This is a genomic window from Glaciihabitans sp. GrIS 2.15 (assembly GCF_035984695.1).
Lineage (GTDB): Bacteria > Actinomycetota > Actinomycetes > Actinomycetales > Microbacteriaceae > Lacisediminihabitans.
Genome location: NZ_JAXCHU010000005.1, coordinates 242,040 through 260,127 on the forward strand (window position 1 = coordinate 242,040; position 18,088 = coordinate 260,127).

Sequence of the window (18,088 nt, forward strand, 5' to 3'; positions counted from 1 at the left end):
GTCGAGGGCGGAAACGAAGCCCTAGGGCTTCGGAGCCGCCGGGCTGTCCGGGTTGGTGCCGCTGACATCGGTGTTGGTCGCACCGAGGTCGGTGACGGTCTCGATCTCGGGCTTCTTCGTGCTGACCGTCTTCCGCGACGCCCGGCGGGTGACCACCCTGGCCGGCTTGTGCCCGCGGTGAAGCGCGACGACTCCGGTGGTGAGGTTGCGGTAGGCAACGCGCGTGAAGCCGGCACCACGGATCCACTGGCTCAGCGTGACCTGGTCCGGCCATTCGCGAATGGAGTCGGCAAGGTAGGTGTAGGCCTCGGGATTAGAACTGGCCACTCCGACAATCGAGGGCATGAGGTAGCGCATGTAAGCGGTGTAGCCAGCGCGGAAAATCGCACGCGACGGAGTGCTGAATTCACAGATCACGAGGCGGCCGCCCGGCTTGAGCACGCGATACATCTCGGCAAGGGCTTTTTTCGGATTTTCGACGTTGCGGAGGCCGAAGGAAGCGGTGACCGCGTCGAACTCGCCATCCGCGAACGGCAGGTCTGTCGCATCCGCTACGACGAAGGAGATCGACGGGTGCTTTTGCCTGCCGACCTCGATCATGCCAGGCGAGAAGTCGGCAGCGACGACATCGGCACCACTCTTCGCCAGCGCGGCGGAACTGGTGCCAGTGCCGGCCGCGATGTCGAGAATGCGCTCTCCCGCCACGGCAGCGACCGCTCGAGTCGTCGCGATCCGCCAGATAAACGAATTACCCATCGAGAGCACGTCGTTCGTGCGGTCGTAGTGTTTCGCGACGTCGTCGAACATCTCGGCGACCTCTTTGGGTTGCTTAGTCAGATCTGCCTTCGCCACGATGGCAAGTCTAGTTCAGCGTTCCTGTGCGTTTTCGGCTCCCAGTGGGGCCCGGCTAGTGTTGGCCGGGTGACCGCATTCGCGCCCTTCGACGATGACTCCACGGTGCCGTCTCTCACTGTCGAAACGACCGCGACGGCCGATCTCGGTCCGCTGGTTCCGCTGCTCGAGGCGGGGCATCCCCTGGCCTGGATGCGTCGGGGCTTCGGCCTCGTCGGACACGGTGAAGCCCTGCGGCTCGAGTTCTGCGGCCCCGATCGGATGCGGGATGCTGCAATTGTCTGGCAGCGGATCGCGACCGCCGCGTCCGTGACCGATCCTCTCGTCCGAACCGGCACCGGACTGCTCGCGTTCGGCAGCTTCGCCTTCTCCGATAGCTCGGCGACGACGAGTGTTCTCATCGTGCCGTCGGTCATCATCGGTCGCGACAAGGGTCAGAGCTGGTTGACGCGCATCGCGGTGGGTGAACTCGAACCCCTGGTCGTGCCGCCCCTGGAGCCCTACGGTCCGAGGTATCACGTCGACCTCCACCCTGGCACGGTGCCGGACGCCGACTACCGGCACGCGGTTGCGGCCGCCGTTGCGCGCATCCGCTCCCACGAAGTGAGCAAGGTCGTGCTCGCCCGAGACCTGGTGGGGCAGTTGCCGCCGGGTGCCGATATCCGTCGCATGATCGACGTGCTCGCCCTTGGCTATCCGGACTGCTGGACTTTCGCCGTCGACGGCTTCATCGGGTCGAGCCCGGAAACCCTCGTGAGTGTGGATGACGGCTCAGTGACCGCCCGGGTGCTGGCGGGTAGCGCAGCCCGTGGCACGGATGCAGCCACGGACGAACAGGCGGCCACGGCCCTGGCGACCTCGACGAAGGATCAGGACGAGCACCGGTACGCCGTGCAGAACGTGCTCGCGTCGCTGCGATCACACAGCCCGAACGTGATGGCCAGCGAAATGCCGTTCACTCTCAAGTTGCCGAACGTGTGGCATCTCGCGAGCGACATCGAGGGAGATCTCATCGACGGGTCGACCTCTCTCGACCTCATTGATTCGCTGCATCCCACCGCCGCGGTTGCGGGCACTCCGACGTCGGAGGCCCTGCGCATCATCGACGAACTCGAGCCATTCGACCGCGGCCGCTACGCCGGACCGGTCGGCTGGGTGGGAGCGGATGGCGATGGCGAATGGGCGGTCGCACTGCGGAGCGCGCAGTTCGACGAAAACGGCCGGGTCACGGCATATGCCGGTGCGGGCATTGTCGCCGAATCCGTGCCCGAACGGGAGCTGCTCGAAACGCGGATGAAGTTCCGGCCGATTGCGGAGGCGCTGGACTGAGAGTCGATCTCGATCCACTTCCGCGAACGCCAACCTCAGCGCCTGCGAGTGACACGGGCGCCCGCATGTTTGGGCGCGAGTGTCACTCGCGGGCGCGGAGATGGGCGTGAGTGACACTCGTGGTCGGACCGTCAGGCGGTGGCGAGCCGCTGCTTCTGCGCCGCAACGTCGTACTCCGCCACCGGCCAGGTGAGGTGCAGCCCACGCAGCGCGTCGAGCAGCAGATGTTGCACCGCCACTCTGGCGTACCACTTGTGGTCTGCGGGGATCACGTACCACGGGGCATCCGCCGTGGACGTTTTTTCGAACGCTGCCTGGTAGGCATCCTGGTAGTGGGCCCAGAATGCGCGCTCGTCGAGGTCACCCGGATTGAACTTCCAGTGTTTCTCGGGATCGTCAAGGCGGGCGGCGAGCCTGGCCTTCTGTTCATCCGCGCTGATGTGCAGCATGACCTTCACGATGGTGGTGCCGCCGTCAACAACCTGCTTTTCGAACTCGTTGATCTGGGCGTAGCGCTCTTCGATGACGTCGGGCTCAACCAGGTTGCGCACCCGCGCGACGAGCACATCTTCGTAATGCGAGCGGTCGAACACTCCGAGCAGTCCGGGCGTCGGCAGATGGTCGCGCACCCGCCAGAGAAAGTCGTGCGAGAGCTCTTCCTTCGTCGGCTTTTTAAAGCCATAAACCGTGACGCCCTGCGGATCGACCCCGCCGACCACGTGCCTGACGATCCCACCTTTGCCTGCGGTGTCCATCGCCTGAAGCACCAGAAGCACAGCCCGCGTGCCGCCAAACCGGCTCTCCGCCCAGAGCCGCTCCTGCAGATCGCCGAGCTCGATACGCCCCTTCTCGAGCAGAGTTTCACCGTCGAACTTGCCACCCTTGAGGCCGGGCGTGGATGACGAGTCCACACCGGCGAGCGCGAATCCCGCTCCCACCGTGAGCAGCACACCCGGGTCTTCGCTCCATACGGTTTGCGCCATAGGCCAGATGCTACTCGGGTGGCCGGGCTTTCCATCCGGTGGCTATTCTCGCGCCGTAACACGCCGGGCAGTCAGCGAGGCAGCGGCACCTCGACGAGCGTCGGGTTGTTGGATGCCGCGAGCGCCTCATCCAACTCTCCCCGGTTGCGCGCCACCCGGTAGTCCCACCCATAGGCGGCGGCGAGAGCTCGCAGGTCGACCGACTGCGGCGTGTACTGCACTCGGTCGAAGGAAATTGCGGGAGCCGTGACTGCGACCTCAAGCCCGTCGAAAATGGTGCCACCCCCGTCGTTACCCACGATCACCTGGATTCTCGGCCGCACCTCGCCCCCGCCGAACAGCAGCGCGCCGACGTCGTAGAGCGCGGTGAGGTCGCCCACCAGCACGCGGGTGATTCCGGAGTCACCGCCGTCGGTGTCCTGGCTCGAGAGCGCGATGCCGATGGCAGTGGCGATCGTACCGTCGATGCCAGCGAGCCCACGATTGGCGTGCACGGGAATTCTCTTACCCGGCACACAGGCGTCCGCCTCGCGGATGAGTCGGGATGCCCCGAGCACCAATCGATCGTGTGGCCAGGTCACGCCCCACACGGACTCCACCAGCAGGCGTCGGGTCACCGGCTCGCGAAACACCGCCAGCTGTTCCCGTGCCAGATCTCCCGGGCGCTCGTCCGGAGCGGGAGGTGTTATCGCGTCGGCATTGAGTATGCTCCGACCGGAATGGACCCAGCTGCCGAGCCAGGTGCGACCCTCCGGCGAGTCGTCCGTTGGCCCGTCGTGGGTCACCGCTGCGTCGATCGATGCGGCACGGTGGCCCGGGTTGTACGCGTCTGAGGTGGGTCCACGCACGACGTGCACGACGACATCCGACCGAGTGAGCAGTGCCGGCACCTGTCGGGTGAGGGTGGGATGCCCGAACACGATCGCGCGCTTGATCTGGCCGCCGAACTCGACATCATCGAGCAACTGCCGGTAGGCGCCAACGAGGTTGGGGCCGAACCGTGAGCCGCTCGAGACCTCCGCGATCAGGGGAACCCCGAGTGACCTAGCGAGTGCCTCGGCATCAGGCCCAGCGCCATGACCGGCGATGACGACTGTACGCGGGGAATTCGCGATCTGCCGCGCCGGTAGCGCGTGGCCCTGGGCTACTCCAGTGTCGATTATCGGCGGGAGCCCGCCGACCGGGCCCGACAACGGCTCACGGAACGAGAGATTGAGCTGGACCGGTCCCGGCGTGCCGACTGCTGCGGCATACGCCTCCTCGGCCAGGGATGCTGCCCCCACTGAATCCACAGGCGGCGCGACGTCCCGCACCCAACCAACAGCGCTGCCGAACATTCCGACCTGGTCAGTGGTCTGATTGGAGCCGATACCGCGAAGCTCGACCGGACGGTCCGCGGTCAGCAGGATGAGTGGAATACCGGAGTGATGCGCCTCGAGCACCGCCGGATGCAGGTTGGCCACGGCCGTGCCAGAGGTCGTGATAACGGCGACCGGGCGCCCGGTCTCCACCGCGATGCCGAGCGCGAGAAAGCCGGCAACCCGCTCGTCGATTCGCACTCTCAGACGCACTCGGCCCTGCTGTTCCCAGGCTGCGGCGGCCAGGGCGAGGGCCTGAGACCGGGCACCGGGACACAACACAATGTCGCGCAAGCCTCGCCCGATGAGCTGCCCGAGCAGTGCGACCGAGAACTCCGTCGCCAAGCTGCCCACTTGCACCGAGCCACTGGCCGGATTGCTCACTTCTCGGTCGAGTTGTTCTGGTCGTCGTCGAGTTCGGCCAGTCGGGCCTCGAGCTCGCGGATTCGCGCATCGCGCTGTTTGTCGGCGCCCAGCTGGCGCAGGAATTCCGGGTCGTCGTCCGGAGCTTTCGAGCCGCCACCGCGGGTTGCGCCGACCGGTGAGCGTCCGGATCGATCCTTGCCCAACGCGAACCAGAGGATGCCACCGAACGGGGTGATGATCACAATCAGCACCGCCCAGAGAATCTTCGGCAATGCTCGGACGCGCGGCTCCGGCGTGCGGATGCAGTCGATGAACGAGAAGATCGTGAATGCCACGAAAAGCACTGTGAGTATCACTGCGAACCGAGCCATGAGCAGATTCTAAGCCGGGATCCTGCATGGATCGGATGAGCTTTCAGGCGGCCATGCCTAGACTGTTTGCCGTGTACTCGCGCCAGTGGATTCTCTTCTCCCTCATCAGGGTCGGCACCTTCGCTGTGGCGCTCGCGATCCTCCTGCTGCTGGGCGTCAACGTGTTCGTCGCGGCCCTCGGCGCGGCGGTCATCGGTTTCTGCGTCTCCTACATCTTTCTGCGCAAGCAGCGCGAGGCCGTGTCCACGAGCATCGGGCAGCTGCGCGCCAACAAGGACCGCGACCGGGACAATGAGCTCGAGAACGAAGCTCTCGACCGGTTCGACGAACCTCGATAATCGCATCTGATTTCTCCGCAACCCTAAAAAGCGATCGCTGCCGCGAGGGTGACGCCGAATACCAGTGCCGTAAAACTCGTGAGTTTGAGCGCCAGAATGAACTCGGGTGCGGTTTTGCCGGTGAGGGTGATCAGGATCGCGGGCAGTGCAGAGAGCAGTGAGAAGTACACGAGCGGCGCCTTCGCGTAGAAAACCGAGAAGAAGATCAGGATCACATACGGCACGCCCACGAACACCGCGAAGAGGATACGAGCTCGGCGACTGCCGACAAGCACCGCGAGGGTGCGCTTTGCCGAGAGAGTGTCCTGGTGGATGTCGCGGATGTTGTTCACCATCAGCACCGCACACGCGAACAACCCGGCGGCAACACCGGCAAGCCAACTCTCAATGTTGACGGTGCCCACCTGGGTAAAGGTCGTGCCGGTGGTGGCGACGAGGCCGAAGAAGACAAAGACGAAGAGTTCGCCCAGCCCGTTGTAGCCGTAGGGACGCTTCCCCCCCGTATAAAGGTAGGCGGCGACGATACAGACCGCACCGACGGCAAGCAGCCAGTAATATCCGCTCAACACGGTGAGAGCGAGCCCGGCGAGGCCGCCGAGGCCGAAGAACACCAGCGCGACGATGAGTACCGTTCGCGGCTTCGCGGCGCCGGAACCGGTCAGGCGCGAGGGGCCGACCCGGTTCTTGTCGGTGCCGCGCACGCCATCCGAGTAGTCGTTGGCGTAGTTGACCCCGACCTGCAGGAAGATCGCGACCGCAAGCGCGAGCAGCGCCCGCACCCAGTGCCAGCCCCCGTCCGAGAGGAGGTGAGCTGCGCCGGTTCCGAGTGCGACCGGGGCGATTGCGAGCGGGAGAGTGCGCAGCCGCGCGCCGCCGATCCAGTCTCTCGCGGTGGCCGCGCGCACGACGACGCGCGGCGCTTGGCCACCGGGCCGGCCGCTCTTGCCCGGTTGCATCCGCCCGGGTGTCTTGCCACCGACGCTGCGGGGATCGATGCGTTTCTGGACGGGTCTGCCTGCGTTAGCCACGAACCGAATTCTACTGACCGGACCCGGGTCATCCGCCGCGAGTCGCCGCGAAGGCCGTGAGCGCCACACGGTCCGGCTTGCCGTTCGGCAGCTGGGGCACACTCTCCACCCGCACCAACGCAACGGGAGCGGATGCCCGCCCGAGCGCCGCGATCACGGTCGCCTTCACCGCGGCCAGGGTTGCGATCCCGGACGTGAAAACCACCGGTACCTCGCCCCACTCGGCGCTCGGCGATCGCACTGCCACGGCATCCGCGAGGCCGTCGATGGCGCGCACGACACGTTCGATCGCATCGAGCGACACTTTCTCGCCGCCGGAGATGATCACGCCATCGAGACGTCCGGTAACCCTCAGGGCGCCGTCGTCGATCTCGCCGGTGTCTCCGGTGCGATACCAGCGCGCTCCGTCGTGCATGGTGAAGGCGGCATCCGTCGCGGCTGGGTCGCCGAGGTAGCCCTCAGCGAGCATTGGGCCGGAGAGTTCGACCTGCCCCTCGATGATTCGCGCCTCAGCAGAGCCGATGGGGATGCCGTCGTAGACGCAGCCGCCGGAAGTCTCGCTCGACCCGTAGGTGCGCGTCACGTTCAGGCCGAGCTCGATGGCGCGGGCGAGGAGAGCCGGCGGAGTGGCCTGGCCCCCAACCAGGATCCGATCAAAGCGGCGAACGATGGTGAGCAGGTCGAGGTCGTTGTTCGCGGCATCCACGAGGCGGGAGAGCTGGGCCGGCACGAGTGCGGTGAACCGCAGCCGGGCATCCATCGTGCGGGTCGCCGCAGCGAACTTCGCCGCGTCGAAGTGCCCTGCGCCGAAGTAGACCGGCTCGAGATCAGCGGCGATCGATCGCACGAGCACGTTGATTCCGGCGATGTAGTGGGTCGGCAGTGCGAGCAGCCACTGGCCAGGCCCACCGAGGGATGACTCAGATGCTGCGGCGCTCGCGAGCAGGGCATCTGCGCTGAGAGCGACCCGTTTCGGGACCCCCGTTGAGCCGCTCGTCTCGATCACCACGGCAACACGCTGTTCCACGGTCTTCGGAATCGCTGTTCGGGGACTCCCCGGCAAGATCGCCGGCCCTCCGGCGAGGGCATCGCGCAATGCGGCCAACACCATCGAAGAATCGACGGCGGAAACGGCCAGCAGTGGTCGACTCACGACAGCCCGCGAAGCAGCGAAAACAACCAGACCAACACCAGCGGATTGGCGAGAATCCCCAACGCTACGGCGAAGATGCCCCACCGTCGACCGTTGCCGGTGAGAATTGCGGCGAGGCCGACTGCGATGGAGATCACGAAGAGGGCGATGACGAACCAGGCCAGGGTGGTGGCGAGGCCCCAGGCTCCGCCGCCTCCGACCGCGATCGCAAGCACCTCGAGGACGACGGCCGAAATGGCGAGCACGAGGCTCGCCATTCCCAGCCGACGGATTGACTGCGTCACGGCCTTTGACACAGTCACCTCCGGAGCAGCCTGCACGGAGTCAAATGACATGATTTCAGGGTAATCCAACCCGCCTGAGCCGGGCGCAGCCGAGCTACTTTTGCATGTCGATGGAGAACTTCACCGCTCCCTCGTCGTCGATCTGCGCATCGAGCACCTTATCGTCGAGCACGAGCGCGGCGTTCTGCTCCACGAAGACCGTGGCACCGGCAGTCTTGATCACGGTGTCGTTCGGCTCGGCTTGGGTGGCGACGGCGAGGGAGAGATCGGTCGCTCCGGGCTCTGAGGCGCTGATGCGCAAGGCGGCATCGGTGGTGTCCGGGGTGCGCTCGACGATGGACTTGACGACCGTGGAGGCGGAGTCGGTGAGTGTGAGCATGGTGAACCCTTCCGGTTGTGCGAATGGAAGTAGGCCACGCTTCCGCAGTCCGCCGACAGGCGCAAGTCATTCCGAAAGACACGGAGGATTCTCCCACCTGCCGAAAGTCGGATCGGCCCGATACCAGCGCACTACGACAGACTGGAGCTATGTTGCCATCGCTGCCAGACATGCTCTCTTCCGCACGCGTCGTCACGTTGCCGCTGCGCCAGCGCTTCCGGGGAATCGAGAGTCGCGAAGTGATGCTGTTCGAAGGTCCGGCCGGGTGGACGGAATTCTCCCCCTTCCTCGAATACGGCGACGCGGAGGCATCCGCGTGGTTGGCGGCGGCGATCGATTTCGGCTGGCAGGAGGCGCCGCCGCTCTTCCGCAGCCAGATCCGGGTGAACGCGACTCTGCCTGCGGTGGCCCCGGATGCTGTTCGCGAGATCCTCGACCGGTTCGCCGGCTGCCGAACGGTGAAGGTCAAGGTCGCGGAGCCCGGGCAACAGCTCGCCGACGATCTGGCTCGGGTGATCGCCGTGCGCGAGTACCTCGGACCGGAGGGCCGCATCCGCCTTGACGCCAACGGCGGCTGGAACGTAGACGAGGCCGAGCATGCCATCCACGCCCTCGCACCGAGTGACCTCGAATATGTGGAGCAGCCGTGCGCCACCGTGGACGAGCTTGCGGACATTCGAAAGCGGGTGAAATACATGGGCTTGCCGATCGCCGCAGACGAGAGTGTGCGCAAGGCCGTGGATCCGCTCGAGGTCGCGACCGCACAGGCCGCGGACCTTTTGGTGATCAAAGCGCAGCCGCTCGGCGGCATCCGTTCCGCGCTGCGGATCGTGGATGCTGCGCGCCTTCCGGTCGTCGTCTCGAGTGCTCTCGAGACCTCAGTCGGTATTTCGATGGGAGCGCACCTCGCCGCAGCTGTCCCGGAACTGGCCTACGACTGCGGGCTCGCCACGGTGAGCCTTCTGGGCTCGGACGTCACGACGGATTCACTCGTTGCCGCCGGTGGGATGGTGGACGTGCGCCGGGTGAGCCCGGATGCGGCGCTGCTCGACCGCTACGCCGCGGATGCCGAGCGGAGGCAGTGGTGGAACGCGCGACTCGAACGCTGCTTGGCGCTGCTGGACGCCTGACTCTCAGCACCGTTTCGGCCAGGGTAGCCACCCGTTGGCGGGCAGGCTCGTGAACCCGAAGGTCAGTGTGGCCGTGAGCGGAACGGCGGGCGCGAGGCGCTGCGGGTTGCTGACTCGGCTGTAGGAGTCTTCGGGGGGCCTGCCTGCGGTCCAGCGGGATCCGTACGGGATGACCACTCCGGCCTCGTCGCGATACTCGGTGGGAGGCACCGATATCCGCGAATAGCCTGTCTTCGTGGCAGTCTACGCATCGACGGAATATCGACGGCCCGGTCTCCGTTATTAATCGATGCACATGCATAGACATTGACTTGGAGAGACGCTGATGGCCCCGCACCTCGAACTCGGACTCGACACCTTCGGTGACGTCACCACTGAAGCGGACGGTACCCCGGTGCCCTTCGCCCAAGTGCTGCGCAATCTCGTGGCCCAGGGCGTGCTGGCCGACCGGGTTGGACTCGACTACATCGGGGTCGGTGAACATCACCGTAAGGACTTCGCCGTCTCCGCGCCAGAGGTCGTGCTCGCGGCCATTGCGGCGCAGACCGAACGCATCCACGTCGGTACCGCTGTCACCGTGCTGTCATCGGATGACCCGATCCGGGTCTTCCAACGCTTCGCGACCCTTGACGGCATCTCGAACGGGCGTGCGGAGGCGATCCTTGGTCGGGGTTCGTTCACCGAGTCGTTCCCGCTGTTCGGACTTGACCTCGCGGACTACGAGCGTCTCTTCGAGGAAAAGCTTGAGCTGTTTGCAGCAGTGCGCGAGCAGCAACCGGTGAACTGGACGGGAAGCACCCGCGCCCCAGTGGTCGACAAATCCGTTTACCCGACCATCGAGAACGGCCTGCTCCCCACCTGGCTAGGCGTGGGAGGCAGTCCGGAATCGGTCGTGCGTACCGCCCGCTACGGCTTCAATCTCATGCTCGCGATCATCGGCGGGGAGCCCGCTCGCTTCGCCCCCTATGTGGACCTGTTCCACCGCGCGCTGGCCCAGTTCGAGCGGCCGACGCCGAAGATCGGCGTGCACTCGCCCGGTCACATCGCCGAGACAGACGAGCAGGCGCGCGAGGAACTCTGGCCTCACCACTCGGCGCTGATGGGCCGCATCGGCAGGGAACGCGGCTGGGGCCCGATGAGTCGCGAATCGTTCGAAAACGAGGCCGACACCGGTTCCCTCTATGTCGGATCCCCCGAGACGGTCGCCCAGAAGATCGCGTCCACCGCCCGCGTGCTCGGTCTCGACCGCTTTGATCTCAAGTACTCCAGCGGCACTCTCGCCCACGAGAAACTGATGTCGAGCATCGAGCTCTTCGGTACGGTGGTTGCTCCGCGGGTGCGCGAGCTTCTGGCAGAAGAGGCCTGATGTTATTTTTGGTAGCCTCTAGCCCCGGTCGAGCGGCGGTGTCACACTACTGACATGGCCAAACACGGTAAGAAGTCCAAGAGCGAGACCATCGGCAAGGCCGCATCCGACAAAGTTGTCGCCTCGGCCTCATCCACGTCCAAGAAAACTGGCCCCGATGCGGGCCGGGTCGGAGTGCTCGATGAAGCGCTCACCTACGTGTTGCGGCATGCGGCGGCATCGCTGCGGAATGCGATGGCAGAGGCGTTGCGTCCCCTCGATCTCACCGCGGCGCAGCACTCCTGTCTCGAATTGCTCGGACGCAGCCCCGGGCTGTCGAGCTCCGACCTCGCCCGCGGTGCATTCGTGAGCCGGCAGTCGATGAACCTCGTTCTGCGCGGCCTTCAGGATCGCGGACTCGTCACCCGCCCTGAGGTCGCGCCTCTTGGCCGGGCCCTCCCGACGAAACTCACGGCCGAGGGCCGAGAACGTCTCAACGCAGCCAACTCGCTCGCCCGGTCAGTGGAGAAGCGGATGCTCGCGGCAGTGCCCGAGAAACGGCGCGCCCGCTTTCGGGCTGACCTCGCCGCCTGCGCCGCCGTGCTCGCGCCGACCGACTAACTCACTCGCCCCGGCGCGCCAAGGAGTGCAGAGCCACGCTTCGCATTCCACTGATCGAGGCGCCTCGTTCTCACCTCGCGACCGCGACCGCGTCCGCGTCCACGTCCGCCTCCGCGTCCGCGTCCGCGAAGGAGGGAAAATCCCAATCCTGCGCGAAAAGTCCCTCCATCCGAGGCGGATTCTTGAAATGTCCCTCCCGCGCCGGAGTTGAGGCGAGGATGCATTCGGGAGACGAGCGTAGACCGCGAAGAGACAACGATGAGCGGATGGATGCGACCGGGCCACGCTTCACATTCCGCTGATCGAGCCGCCTCGTTCTCACCTGGCGACCGCGACAGCGTCCGCACCCGCGTCCGCACGGTCACCCGCATCCGCATCCGCGTCCACACCCGCGTCCACGTCCGCGTCCGCGTCCGCGAAGGAGGGAAAATCCCAATCCTGCGCGAAAAATCCCTCCATCCGAGGCGGATTCTTGAAATGTCCCTCCCGCGCCGGAGTTGAGGCGAGGATGCATTCGGGAGGTGAGCGTAGACCGCGACGAGACAACGATGAGCGGACGGACGGGACCGGTACTGACGAGCCGGTACTGACGGGGCGGAGCTCCGGGGGTTTGACACGGCCCAGAACCGCGCCCGACCGTGCGGGTTACAGGCCGCTGTAGGCGTGCAGGCCCTTGAAGAACAGGTTCACGATGGTGAAGTTGAACATCACCGCGGCGAATCCGACTATCGCAAGGTAGGCGGAGCGCGAGCCGCGCCATCCGCGAGTCGCCCGCGCGTGAATGTAGCCGGCGAAGATGGTCCAGATGATGAAGGTCCAGACCTCCTTTGTGTCCCAGCCCCAGTAGCGTCCCCAGGCGTGTGCAGCCCAGATGGCGCCGGCCATGAGGGTGAAGGTCCAGAAGACGAAGCCGACCACGATCACGCGGTAGGCGAGGGTCTCGAGCTTCTCGGCATCCGGCATCGTGTCCAGGAATTTGAGACCCGAGAACTGCTTCGCCTCGCGCCGAGCCTGAATCAGCTGTACGAGCGACAGTCCCGCGCCGATGGCGAAGAACGCCGTGCCGAGGGTTGCCACGAACACGTGGATCACCAGCCAATACGACTGAAGCGCCGGGGGAAGGGGCACGACGCTGACGTAGAAACCGACGGTGCCGAAGCCCAGCACGATGAGTGAGAAGCCGGTGATGTAAGCGCCGAGAAAAAGCAGGTTTTGCCACACCTGCACCGCGATGAACACACCGACGATGATGGCGGATGCCGTGAGCGAGAATTCGAACATGTTGGCCCACGGAACGCGATGGGCCGCGATGCCGCGCAAGACGGTGCCGACGACGTGCAGCGCCCAGCCGAGGATGGTCAGCGCGAACGCCGCCCGCTCAAACCGATTCGATCGGCGCTGGGGAGCGGAAGGCGTGATCGGCAGGCGGTCGAGCACCGCAGTGCCTCCGACCCGGGACATGAGGCCCACGCGCGCGGGCGTCGTCGTTGCGGCGACCGGAGCCTCGGCGGAGCGCTTTGCGAGGTCGAGGGTGAAGGCGATGAAGGCGAAGAGGTACACGCCCATTGCGGAGTAAATCGCAGTGAGGGAGAACGATGCGAGGGCAGCTGAAGTCACAGATTGAGCCTAAGCCCGAGTTGCTGGGAGTGACGCTGGGCGACAGCGGAGACTGCGGCGTCCAGGGTCGGGTCCTCGCCACGCGCGAGCCCGGCATATTCGATCCGCAACCGCCCGCCCGCCAACTCGACCACCTTGATCCACAGGCGCCGCCGAGGGATGAAAAGCGACGTGAGCAGCCCGGCGAGCAGGCAGATCGCGAAGAAGAGCACCCAACCCTGGGTCGGGTCGCGATGCACGTCGAACGAGACGAAGCGTTGCACGCTTTGGGACAGGTCCGCCTTCTCAGACGCCGGCGCCTTGTTCTCGAAGGTGATGGAACCGAGGCCGCGGGGAATCTGCACGGTCTCGCCGGGTTTCAACCGCAGCGCCGAGGTTCCGTCAGCCGAGCCCGGGCCAGCGAGCGGGGTCATCTTGTCGGTATTGAGCACGTAGACCGACTTTGGTACACCCTTGTCGATACCGAGGTCGCCCGTGAAGACGACGAGGGACAGCACCGGGTTGCGCAGATCCGGATACACCGAGCCGAGAACGCCAGTCGCACTCTTGGCCGCGGTCGGGTAGAAGAACGCCCGCATCCCCACCTGGGACGCCAGGCCGTCGGGCACCTTGATGATTCCGAGGGAGGTGAGGTTGGCATCCTGGGCGAGAAACGGCACTGGCTCGGAGTAGACGGTCTTACCGACCGGGTTTTTCACGGTGACCCAGGGGGCGTAGCCGTTGCCAAGAAGGTAGATGTCGTTGCCGCCGAGGCGCAACGGGTCGTTCACCTTGACCACAGCCGGTGTTGCCTTCCCCGCCGCATCGAAGGTCGTGACATCGGCGGTGTAATCGATCGGCTGGCCGAGGGCGTTTCGATTGGTCTCCTCATATTTTACGGCGAACTTGTCGAGCCGAAGCCGGTACGGCTGCAGGTCGCTGTCCGAGAAGAAGCGTCCCTTGGTGAAGGCGTCGAAGGTGAGGCGCACGTTGGCGAATGCCTGCCCGACGACGAGCACCTTTTGGCCGGTGTAGCCAACACCGCCGCCGATGCCCACGGCCAGGAGGATGCCGATCAGCGAGAAGTGGAAGACCAGGTTGCCGGTCTCGCGCAGGTAGCCACGCTCGGCGGAGACGGACAGCTCGGGACCATCGGGTCCGCGCCCGTCGAACATCCGGACGCGATACCCCGCCTTGCGCAGTACCGCACGGCCGGAATCGACGGCGGAGGCGGCCGTGAGGGCCGGACCAGAGGCATCCGCTTCGGTTTCGAAGGCGCTGAACGCACCGAGTCGCTCGAGACGCGCCGGAGTCTTTGGGGGCGGCGAGGCGAGGGCTTTGGCGTGGTGGATCGTGCGCGGGATGACGCACCCGATGAGCGAAACGAACAACAGCAGGTAGATGGCCGAGAACCATGCTGAGGTGTAGACGTCGAAGAGCTGGAGTTTATCGAGCGTCGGCGCGGCCGACGGATTGTTGCTGAAGTACTGGGTTACGCCGTTGGGGTCGGAGCTCCGCTGCGGAAACACGGATCCGGGCACGGCGGCGACCGCGAGCAGCAACAGCAGGAAGAGGGCGGTTCGCATGCTCGTGAGCTGTCGCCAGAAATAGCGGACATAGCCGATCGGGCCGAGTTTCGGCTGGATGACACCGTCGCGAGGGGCGGGCGCCGGGGAATCAATGTGATCAGAGGGGCGTGACATAACTTCCGACGATCACCCCCTGCAGTTGCGCGATGATGATCTGCCAGAGGCCCGAGACCATGAGCAGTCCGATCAGGATGAGCAGGGATCCTCCGATGATATTGATTACTCGAATGTGACGCTTGAGCCAGGCCACCGAGCCGGTGACCCAGTTGAGACCGAGCGCGACGAGCAGGAACGGGATGCCGAGGCCGAGGCAGTAGACGACGCCGAGGAGTACGCCCCGGCCGGCGGTTCCGCTCCCTGCGCTGAGCGTGATCACCGCCGCAAACGTCGGTCCGATGCATGGCGCCCAGCCGAGTCCGAAGACGATGCCGAGCAGGGGTGCTCCGGCGAGCCCGGTGGTAGTACGCCAGCGCGGTTTGAAGTCCCGCTGCAGGAAACTGAACTGCCCGATAAAGACGAGTCCCATGATGATGAGCACGACGCCCGCGATCCGGGTGATCACGCCGATCCACGGCAGTAGCAGCGCTCCGACCGCTGCAGCGACAAGCGTAAGCCCGACGAAGACCACGCTGAAACCCAGCACGAAGAGCGCGACTCCGAGCAGGAGTCGACTGCGCTGCCTCGTGCCACGCACATTCTTCTCCGCGCTCCCGGCGAATCCCCCGATGTAGGCGAGGTACCCGGGCACCAGTGGTAGCACGCACGGCGACGCGAATGCCACGATCCCCGCGAGCAGCGCGAGCGGAAGTGCCACGGCGAGATTGCCACCAAAGATGAGTTGGTAGATCGGGTTCTGCACTACTTGCTCTCGGCGAGAGTGTCGGAGATGAGCGTGTTGAGGATGGACTGCGATTCGAGCTGCCCGACAATTCGGGCGGCGATGCGCCCCTTGGCGTCCAGAACGAAAGTCGTGGGGGTGGCGGTCGGTGCCACGGCGCCGGCGAAGGCGATCCTCGCGGCGCCACTGTCGACATCCATCACCGAGGGATAGGTGATCTTGTAGGTCTTCTCGAACGAAAGTGCGCCCGCCGGCTGGTCGAAGATGTTGACGCCAACGAAGTTCACGCCGTCGGACCGGTATTTCTCAGAGAGCCCCTGAAGGAAGGGGGCCTCTGCACGACATGGCGCGCAATTGGCGTACCAGAAGTTGACCACGGTCACCGGACCCCGGGAGTCGGATGCCGTGTAGGTCTTGCCGTCCACAGTCGTTCCGGTGAAGTCAATCGCCTTGGTTCGCTTGTCTGCCGAGATCACCACAGGGAGGCCGGAGTTATCGGTGTAGTTGGACCCGCCAGTGCCGTAATCCTGAGCGAGGGAGTCGCTCGCGCAGCCGCTGAGCGCGAGCACGCCCAGAAGGGGGATGGCGATGAGCGCAATGGTGATGCGCGCTCTCACACGGCACCCGTGTCGATCGACCCGGCCAGCAGCTCGGCCGCCGGGTCCTGGTATCCGACCTCGACGAAGGACTCGCCGTCCTTCTGAAGGGTCGTGATGCTCGACAGGTGGCAGCGGCGTTGACGCGGGTCGTGGAACGGCTTGGCCCCGGCGACGAATCGCTGCACCATCACGATGGGCATCTGATGGCTCACCATGACGACCTCGCCGCCGTCCGCGGCATCCCAAGCATCACCGATCGCAGACATCATGCGGTCGATCACGCTCACGTAGGGCTCGCCCCAGCTCGGCTTCCAGGGATTGATCACCCAACGCCACATTCGGGGTTTGGTGAGAACGGCGGGGCCGAACTCGAACTTTTCCCCTTCGAAGCGGTTGGACGGCTCGATCAGACGGTCATCGGTGATGATGTCGAGGCCGAACTTCGCACCCCAGGGAGCGGCGGATTCCTGTGCGCGTTGCAGGGGGCTCGCATACAACGCGGTGATGGGATGCCCGGCAAGCTCGCCTGCTGCGGCGGCGGCCATCCGCTGCCCGAGCTCCGAAAGATGGAAGCCCGGCAGCCGCCCATAGAGGATGCCCTCCGGGTTGTAGACCTCTCCGTGCCGGACGAGGTGAATCAGAGTTGCAGGCACCCTCTTATTCTACGTTTTGCGGTGCTGCAGGATTCCCGTGAGGATGCTCGGCGGACGCTGCCCTTGGATCGTATTCGAGATCCGGGCACCCGTGCTGGCCCGTCACTGGTACCGTGACGTCCATGAACAACGACTCCCCCGACCCGCGCCAGGCCGCTATCGCGGCGGGCCGCGAATTGCAGACGATCCTCGAGGCTCACATCGCGCTACTTGCCGCCGGCACGGACCAGGATGACGCGGCCGTCGAGATCGATCGTGAGCTCTGGGAGGCGGTGGGCGCTTACGGCGAAGCGCTCGACGAACTCTACGATAACGCGGACGACGACGCGGACGACGACGCGGACGAGCTCACCTTCACCGTGCGCACCCGTTACGACTACACGGTCATCGACGAGAAGGCTTTCCTCGCCGCGGGCACGGGCGTCGGAGCCGCGATCTCGGCCCTGCTCGAGCGGGCCGGCGGCAAGCCGGTGAGCGCGCTCGAGGTGGCCTCGCTTGAGACTGGCAGCGGCATCCTCACGGTGCATCTCAACAACGAACTCCTGGTGTCCGCAGATTTCCAGGCTGCCGACGAAGAGACCGACCTGCTGCTCGTGGCCCCGAACGAAGAACTCGTCTATGTTCTCGACGAGCCCGTCTACGAGTCTCGCGCGGAAGCGGAAGCGGAAGCGGCAGCCAAGAACCGCTGACGAGGGTGACTACACCAGGAAGTCGACCGCGGCCTGCTCGCTGACGACCGAGCGGATGTGCGCTGCCACTTTTTGGTGCTCCGGGTGCACCTGGTACGCCTCGAGCCCGGCCTCATCGTCGAAGTCCACGACCAGGCCGAGATCCCAGTGGTTGGGACCGGTCACGACGCTCGGCCCGACGCTGAGCGCACGAATCGACGGCACGACCCCCACGAGCGATTCGAGGCCGGCGACGATCGACGCGATCGTCTTCTGGCCCTCCGGGCTGGGGGCATCCGCGACTTTCCACGCCACGACATGTTTGAGCATTCTCTAGACCTCCAGTAGGGCGGCGCGCAGCCGAGCGGCGTCGACGCGCCAGATGGTGTGCACGCGCCCGTTGATGAGCACAACGGGGATCTCATCCGCGTACCGGTCGAGCAGGACCGGGTCGTCGAAGATCGAGAGCTCCCCCACCGTGATGCCGGGAGCGGATGCCTCAGACGCGAGTTGCCCGACCACCGTGCTGATCGTTTCGCGGGCGGCATCGCACAGGTGGCAGCCCGGCTTGCCGATGAGGGTTATGGCTGCCGTGGACACGGTTCAAC

At 65.5% G+C, this 18,088-nt stretch carries 23 protein-coding genes; 6 read left to right on the forward strand and 17 right to left on the reverse strand.

The features are described 5' to 3' along the window. Nucleotides 1–21 precede the first annotated feature (21 nt). On the reverse strand, nt 22–852 hold the full coding sequence (gene ubiE / locus RCH11_RS09515) for a bifunctional demethylmenaquinone methyltransferase/2-methoxy-6-polyprenyl-1,4-benzoquinol methylase UbiE (protein WP_327056750.1): 831 nt from the start codon (nt 850–852) through the stop codon (nt 22–24). 69 nt (nt 853–921) lie between these two features. Here ubiE and RCH11_RS09520 point away from each other — a divergent pair, with 69 nt between their 5' ends. Beyond that, the gene (locus RCH11_RS09520; protein ID WP_327056751.1) at nt 922–2,181 is read left to right on the forward strand and encodes an isochorismate synthase; all 1,260 of its coding nucleotides are present in this window, start codon (nt 922–924) and stop codon (nt 2,179–2,181) included. 131 nt (nt 2,182–2,312) lie between these two features. Here RCH11_RS09520 and RCH11_RS09525 read toward each other — a convergent pair whose 3' ends face one another. From RCH11_RS09525 to RCH11_RS09535, 3 genes are all read right to left on the reverse strand, one after another. Beyond that, the gene (locus RCH11_RS09525) at nt 2,313–3,164 is read right to left on the reverse strand and encodes a polyphosphate kinase 2 family protein (protein WP_327056752.1); all 852 of its coding nucleotides are present in this window, start codon (nt 3,162–3,164) and stop codon (nt 2,313–2,315) included. A 71-nt stretch (nt 3,165–3,235) separates the two neighbouring features. Then, nucleotides 3,236–4,882 carry a 2-succinyl-5-enolpyruvyl-6-hydroxy-3-cyclohexene-1-carboxylic-acid synthase gene (menD, locus tag RCH11_RS09530; protein ID WP_327056753.1) on the reverse strand — a complete coding sequence of 549 codons (1,647 nt, stop codon included), beginning with the start codon at nt 4,880–4,882 and terminating at the stop codon, nt 3,236–3,238. 20 nt (nt 4,883–4,902) lie between these two features. Next, nucleotides 4,903–5,259, reverse strand: a complete 357-nt coding sequence (locus tag RCH11_RS09535) for a PLDc N-terminal domain-containing protein (RefSeq protein WP_327056754.1) — start codon at nt 5,257–5,259, stop codon at nt 4,903–4,905. A gap of 71 nt (nt 5,260–5,330) precedes the next feature. Here RCH11_RS09535 and RCH11_RS09540 point away from each other — a divergent pair, with 71 nt between their 5' ends. Next, on the forward strand, nt 5,331–5,597 hold the full coding sequence (locus RCH11_RS09540; RefSeq protein ID WP_327056755.1) for a DUF4229 domain-containing protein: 267 nt from the start codon (nt 5,331–5,333) through the stop codon (nt 5,595–5,597). A gap of 23 nt (nt 5,598–5,620) precedes the next feature. Here RCH11_RS09540 and RCH11_RS09545 read toward each other — a convergent pair whose 3' ends face one another. The 4 genes from RCH11_RS09545 to RCH11_RS09560 form a co-directional block, all read right to left on the reverse strand. Continuing rightward, the gene (locus RCH11_RS09545; protein ID WP_327056807.1) at nt 5,621–6,553 is read right to left on the reverse strand and encodes a 1,4-dihydroxy-2-naphthoate polyprenyltransferase; all 933 of its coding nucleotides are present in this window, start codon (nt 6,551–6,553) and stop codon (nt 5,621–5,623) included. 100 nt (nt 6,554–6,653) lie between these two features. Then, nucleotides 6,654–7,778, reverse strand: coding sequence for an AMP-binding protein (locus tag RCH11_RS09550; RefSeq protein ID WP_327056756.1), 1,125 nt, complete (start codon nt 7,776–7,778; stop codon nt 6,654–6,656). Further along, on the reverse strand, nt 7,775–8,113 hold the full coding sequence (locus RCH11_RS09555) for a hypothetical protein (protein WP_327056757.1): 339 nt from the start codon (nt 8,111–8,113) through the stop codon (nt 7,775–7,777). Before RCH11_RS09555 ends, RCH11_RS09550 begins: the two co-directional genes overlap by 4 nt. Nucleotides 8,114–8,156: 43 nt before the next feature. After that, nucleotides 8,157–8,441 (reverse strand): Fe-S cluster assembly protein HesB, encoded by a 285-nt coding sequence (locus tag RCH11_RS09560; protein ID WP_327056758.1) that lies wholly within the window; start codon nt 8,439–8,441, stop codon nt 8,157–8,159. Between the two features lie 149 nt (nt 8,442–8,590). On the opposite strand from RCH11_RS09560, the gene RCH11_RS09565 reads away from it, so the two are divergent. Beyond that, nucleotides 8,591–9,571 (forward strand): o-succinylbenzoate synthase, encoded by a 981-nt coding sequence (locus tag RCH11_RS09565; protein WP_327056759.1) that lies wholly within the window; start codon nt 8,591–8,593, stop codon nt 9,569–9,571. A gap of 3 nt (nt 9,572–9,574) precedes the next feature. Here RCH11_RS09565 and RCH11_RS09570 read toward each other — a convergent pair whose 3' ends face one another. Further along, nucleotides 9,575–9,781 carry a DUF6226 family protein gene (locus tag RCH11_RS09570; RefSeq protein ID WP_327056760.1) on the reverse strand — a complete coding sequence of 69 codons (207 nt, stop codon included), beginning with the start codon at nt 9,779–9,781 and terminating at the stop codon, nt 9,575–9,577. Nucleotides 9,782–9,896: 115 nt separating this feature from the next. Here RCH11_RS09570 and RCH11_RS09575 point away from each other — a divergent pair, with 115 nt between their 5' ends. Both RCH11_RS09575 and RCH11_RS09580 read left to right on the forward strand, forming a co-directional pair. Next, nucleotides 9,897–10,937: an LLM class flavin-dependent oxidoreductase gene (locus tag RCH11_RS09575; protein ID WP_327056761.1), complete on the forward strand. Its 1,041-nt coding sequence runs from the start codon at nt 9,897–9,899 to the stop codon at nt 10,935–10,937. 54 nt (nt 10,938–10,991) lie between these two features. Then, the gene (locus RCH11_RS09580; protein ID WP_327056762.1) at nt 10,992–11,537 is read left to right on the forward strand and encodes a MarR family winged helix-turn-helix transcriptional regulator; all 546 of its coding nucleotides are present in this window, start codon (nt 10,992–10,994) and stop codon (nt 11,535–11,537) included. 318 nt (nt 11,538–11,855) lie between these two features. Here the strand turns inward: RCH11_RS09580 and RCH11_RS09585 are convergent, their stop codons facing one another. The 6 genes from RCH11_RS09585 to RCH11_RS09610 form a co-directional block, all read right to left on the reverse strand. Beyond that, nucleotides 11,856–11,996, reverse strand: a complete 141-nt coding sequence (locus RCH11_RS09585; protein WP_327056763.1) for a hypothetical protein — start codon at nt 11,994–11,996, stop codon at nt 11,856–11,858. 186 nt (nt 11,997–12,182) lie between these two features. Continuing rightward, nucleotides 12,183–13,154 (reverse strand): c-type cytochrome biogenesis protein CcsB, encoded by a 972-nt coding sequence (gene ccsB / locus RCH11_RS09590; RefSeq protein WP_442789027.1) that lies wholly within the window; start codon nt 13,152–13,154, stop codon nt 12,183–12,185. After that, nucleotides 13,151–14,836 carry a cytochrome c biogenesis protein ResB gene (resB, locus tag RCH11_RS09595; RefSeq protein ID WP_327056764.1) on the reverse strand — a complete coding sequence of 562 codons (1,686 nt, stop codon included), beginning with the start codon at nt 14,834–14,836 and terminating at the stop codon, nt 13,151–13,153. Before resB ends, ccsB begins: the two co-directional genes overlap by 4 nt. Continuing rightward, entirely contained in the window at nt 14,820–15,581 is a 762-nt protein-coding gene (locus RCH11_RS09600; RefSeq protein ID WP_327056765.1) for a cytochrome c biogenesis CcdA family protein, read from the reverse strand. The genes resB and RCH11_RS09600 overlap by 17 nt, the downstream gene beginning before the upstream one ends. Continuing rightward, entirely contained in the window at nt 15,581–16,177 is a 597-nt protein-coding gene (locus tag RCH11_RS09605; protein WP_327056766.1) for a TlpA family protein disulfide reductase, read from the reverse strand. The genes RCH11_RS09600 and RCH11_RS09605 overlap by 1 nt, the downstream gene beginning before the upstream one ends. Then, nucleotides 16,174–16,812 (reverse strand): histidine phosphatase family protein, encoded by a 639-nt coding sequence (locus RCH11_RS09610; protein ID WP_327056767.1) that lies wholly within the window; start codon nt 16,810–16,812, stop codon nt 16,174–16,176. Before RCH11_RS09610 ends, RCH11_RS09605 begins: the two co-directional genes overlap by 4 nt. Nucleotides 16,813–16,934: 122 nt before the next feature. Here RCH11_RS09610 and RCH11_RS09615 point away from each other — a divergent pair, with 122 nt between their 5' ends. Then, entirely contained in the window at nt 16,935–17,501 is a 567-nt protein-coding gene (locus tag RCH11_RS09615) for a hypothetical protein (protein WP_327056768.1), read from the forward strand. Nucleotides 17,502–17,510: 9 nt separating this feature from the next. On the opposite strand, the gene RCH11_RS09620 is transcribed toward RCH11_RS09615, so the two are convergent. Next, complete coding sequence (locus tag RCH11_RS09620; RefSeq protein ID WP_327056769.1) at nt 17,511–17,810, reverse strand: Dabb family protein; 300 nt, start codon at nt 17,808–17,810, stop codon at nt 17,511–17,513. Nucleotides 17,811–17,813: 3 nt separating this feature from the next. After that, nucleotides 17,814–18,080 (reverse strand): glutaredoxin family protein, encoded by a 267-nt coding sequence (locus tag RCH11_RS09625; protein ID WP_327056770.1) that lies wholly within the window; start codon nt 18,078–18,080, stop codon nt 17,814–17,816. Nucleotides 18,081–18,088 lie beyond the last annotated feature (8 nt).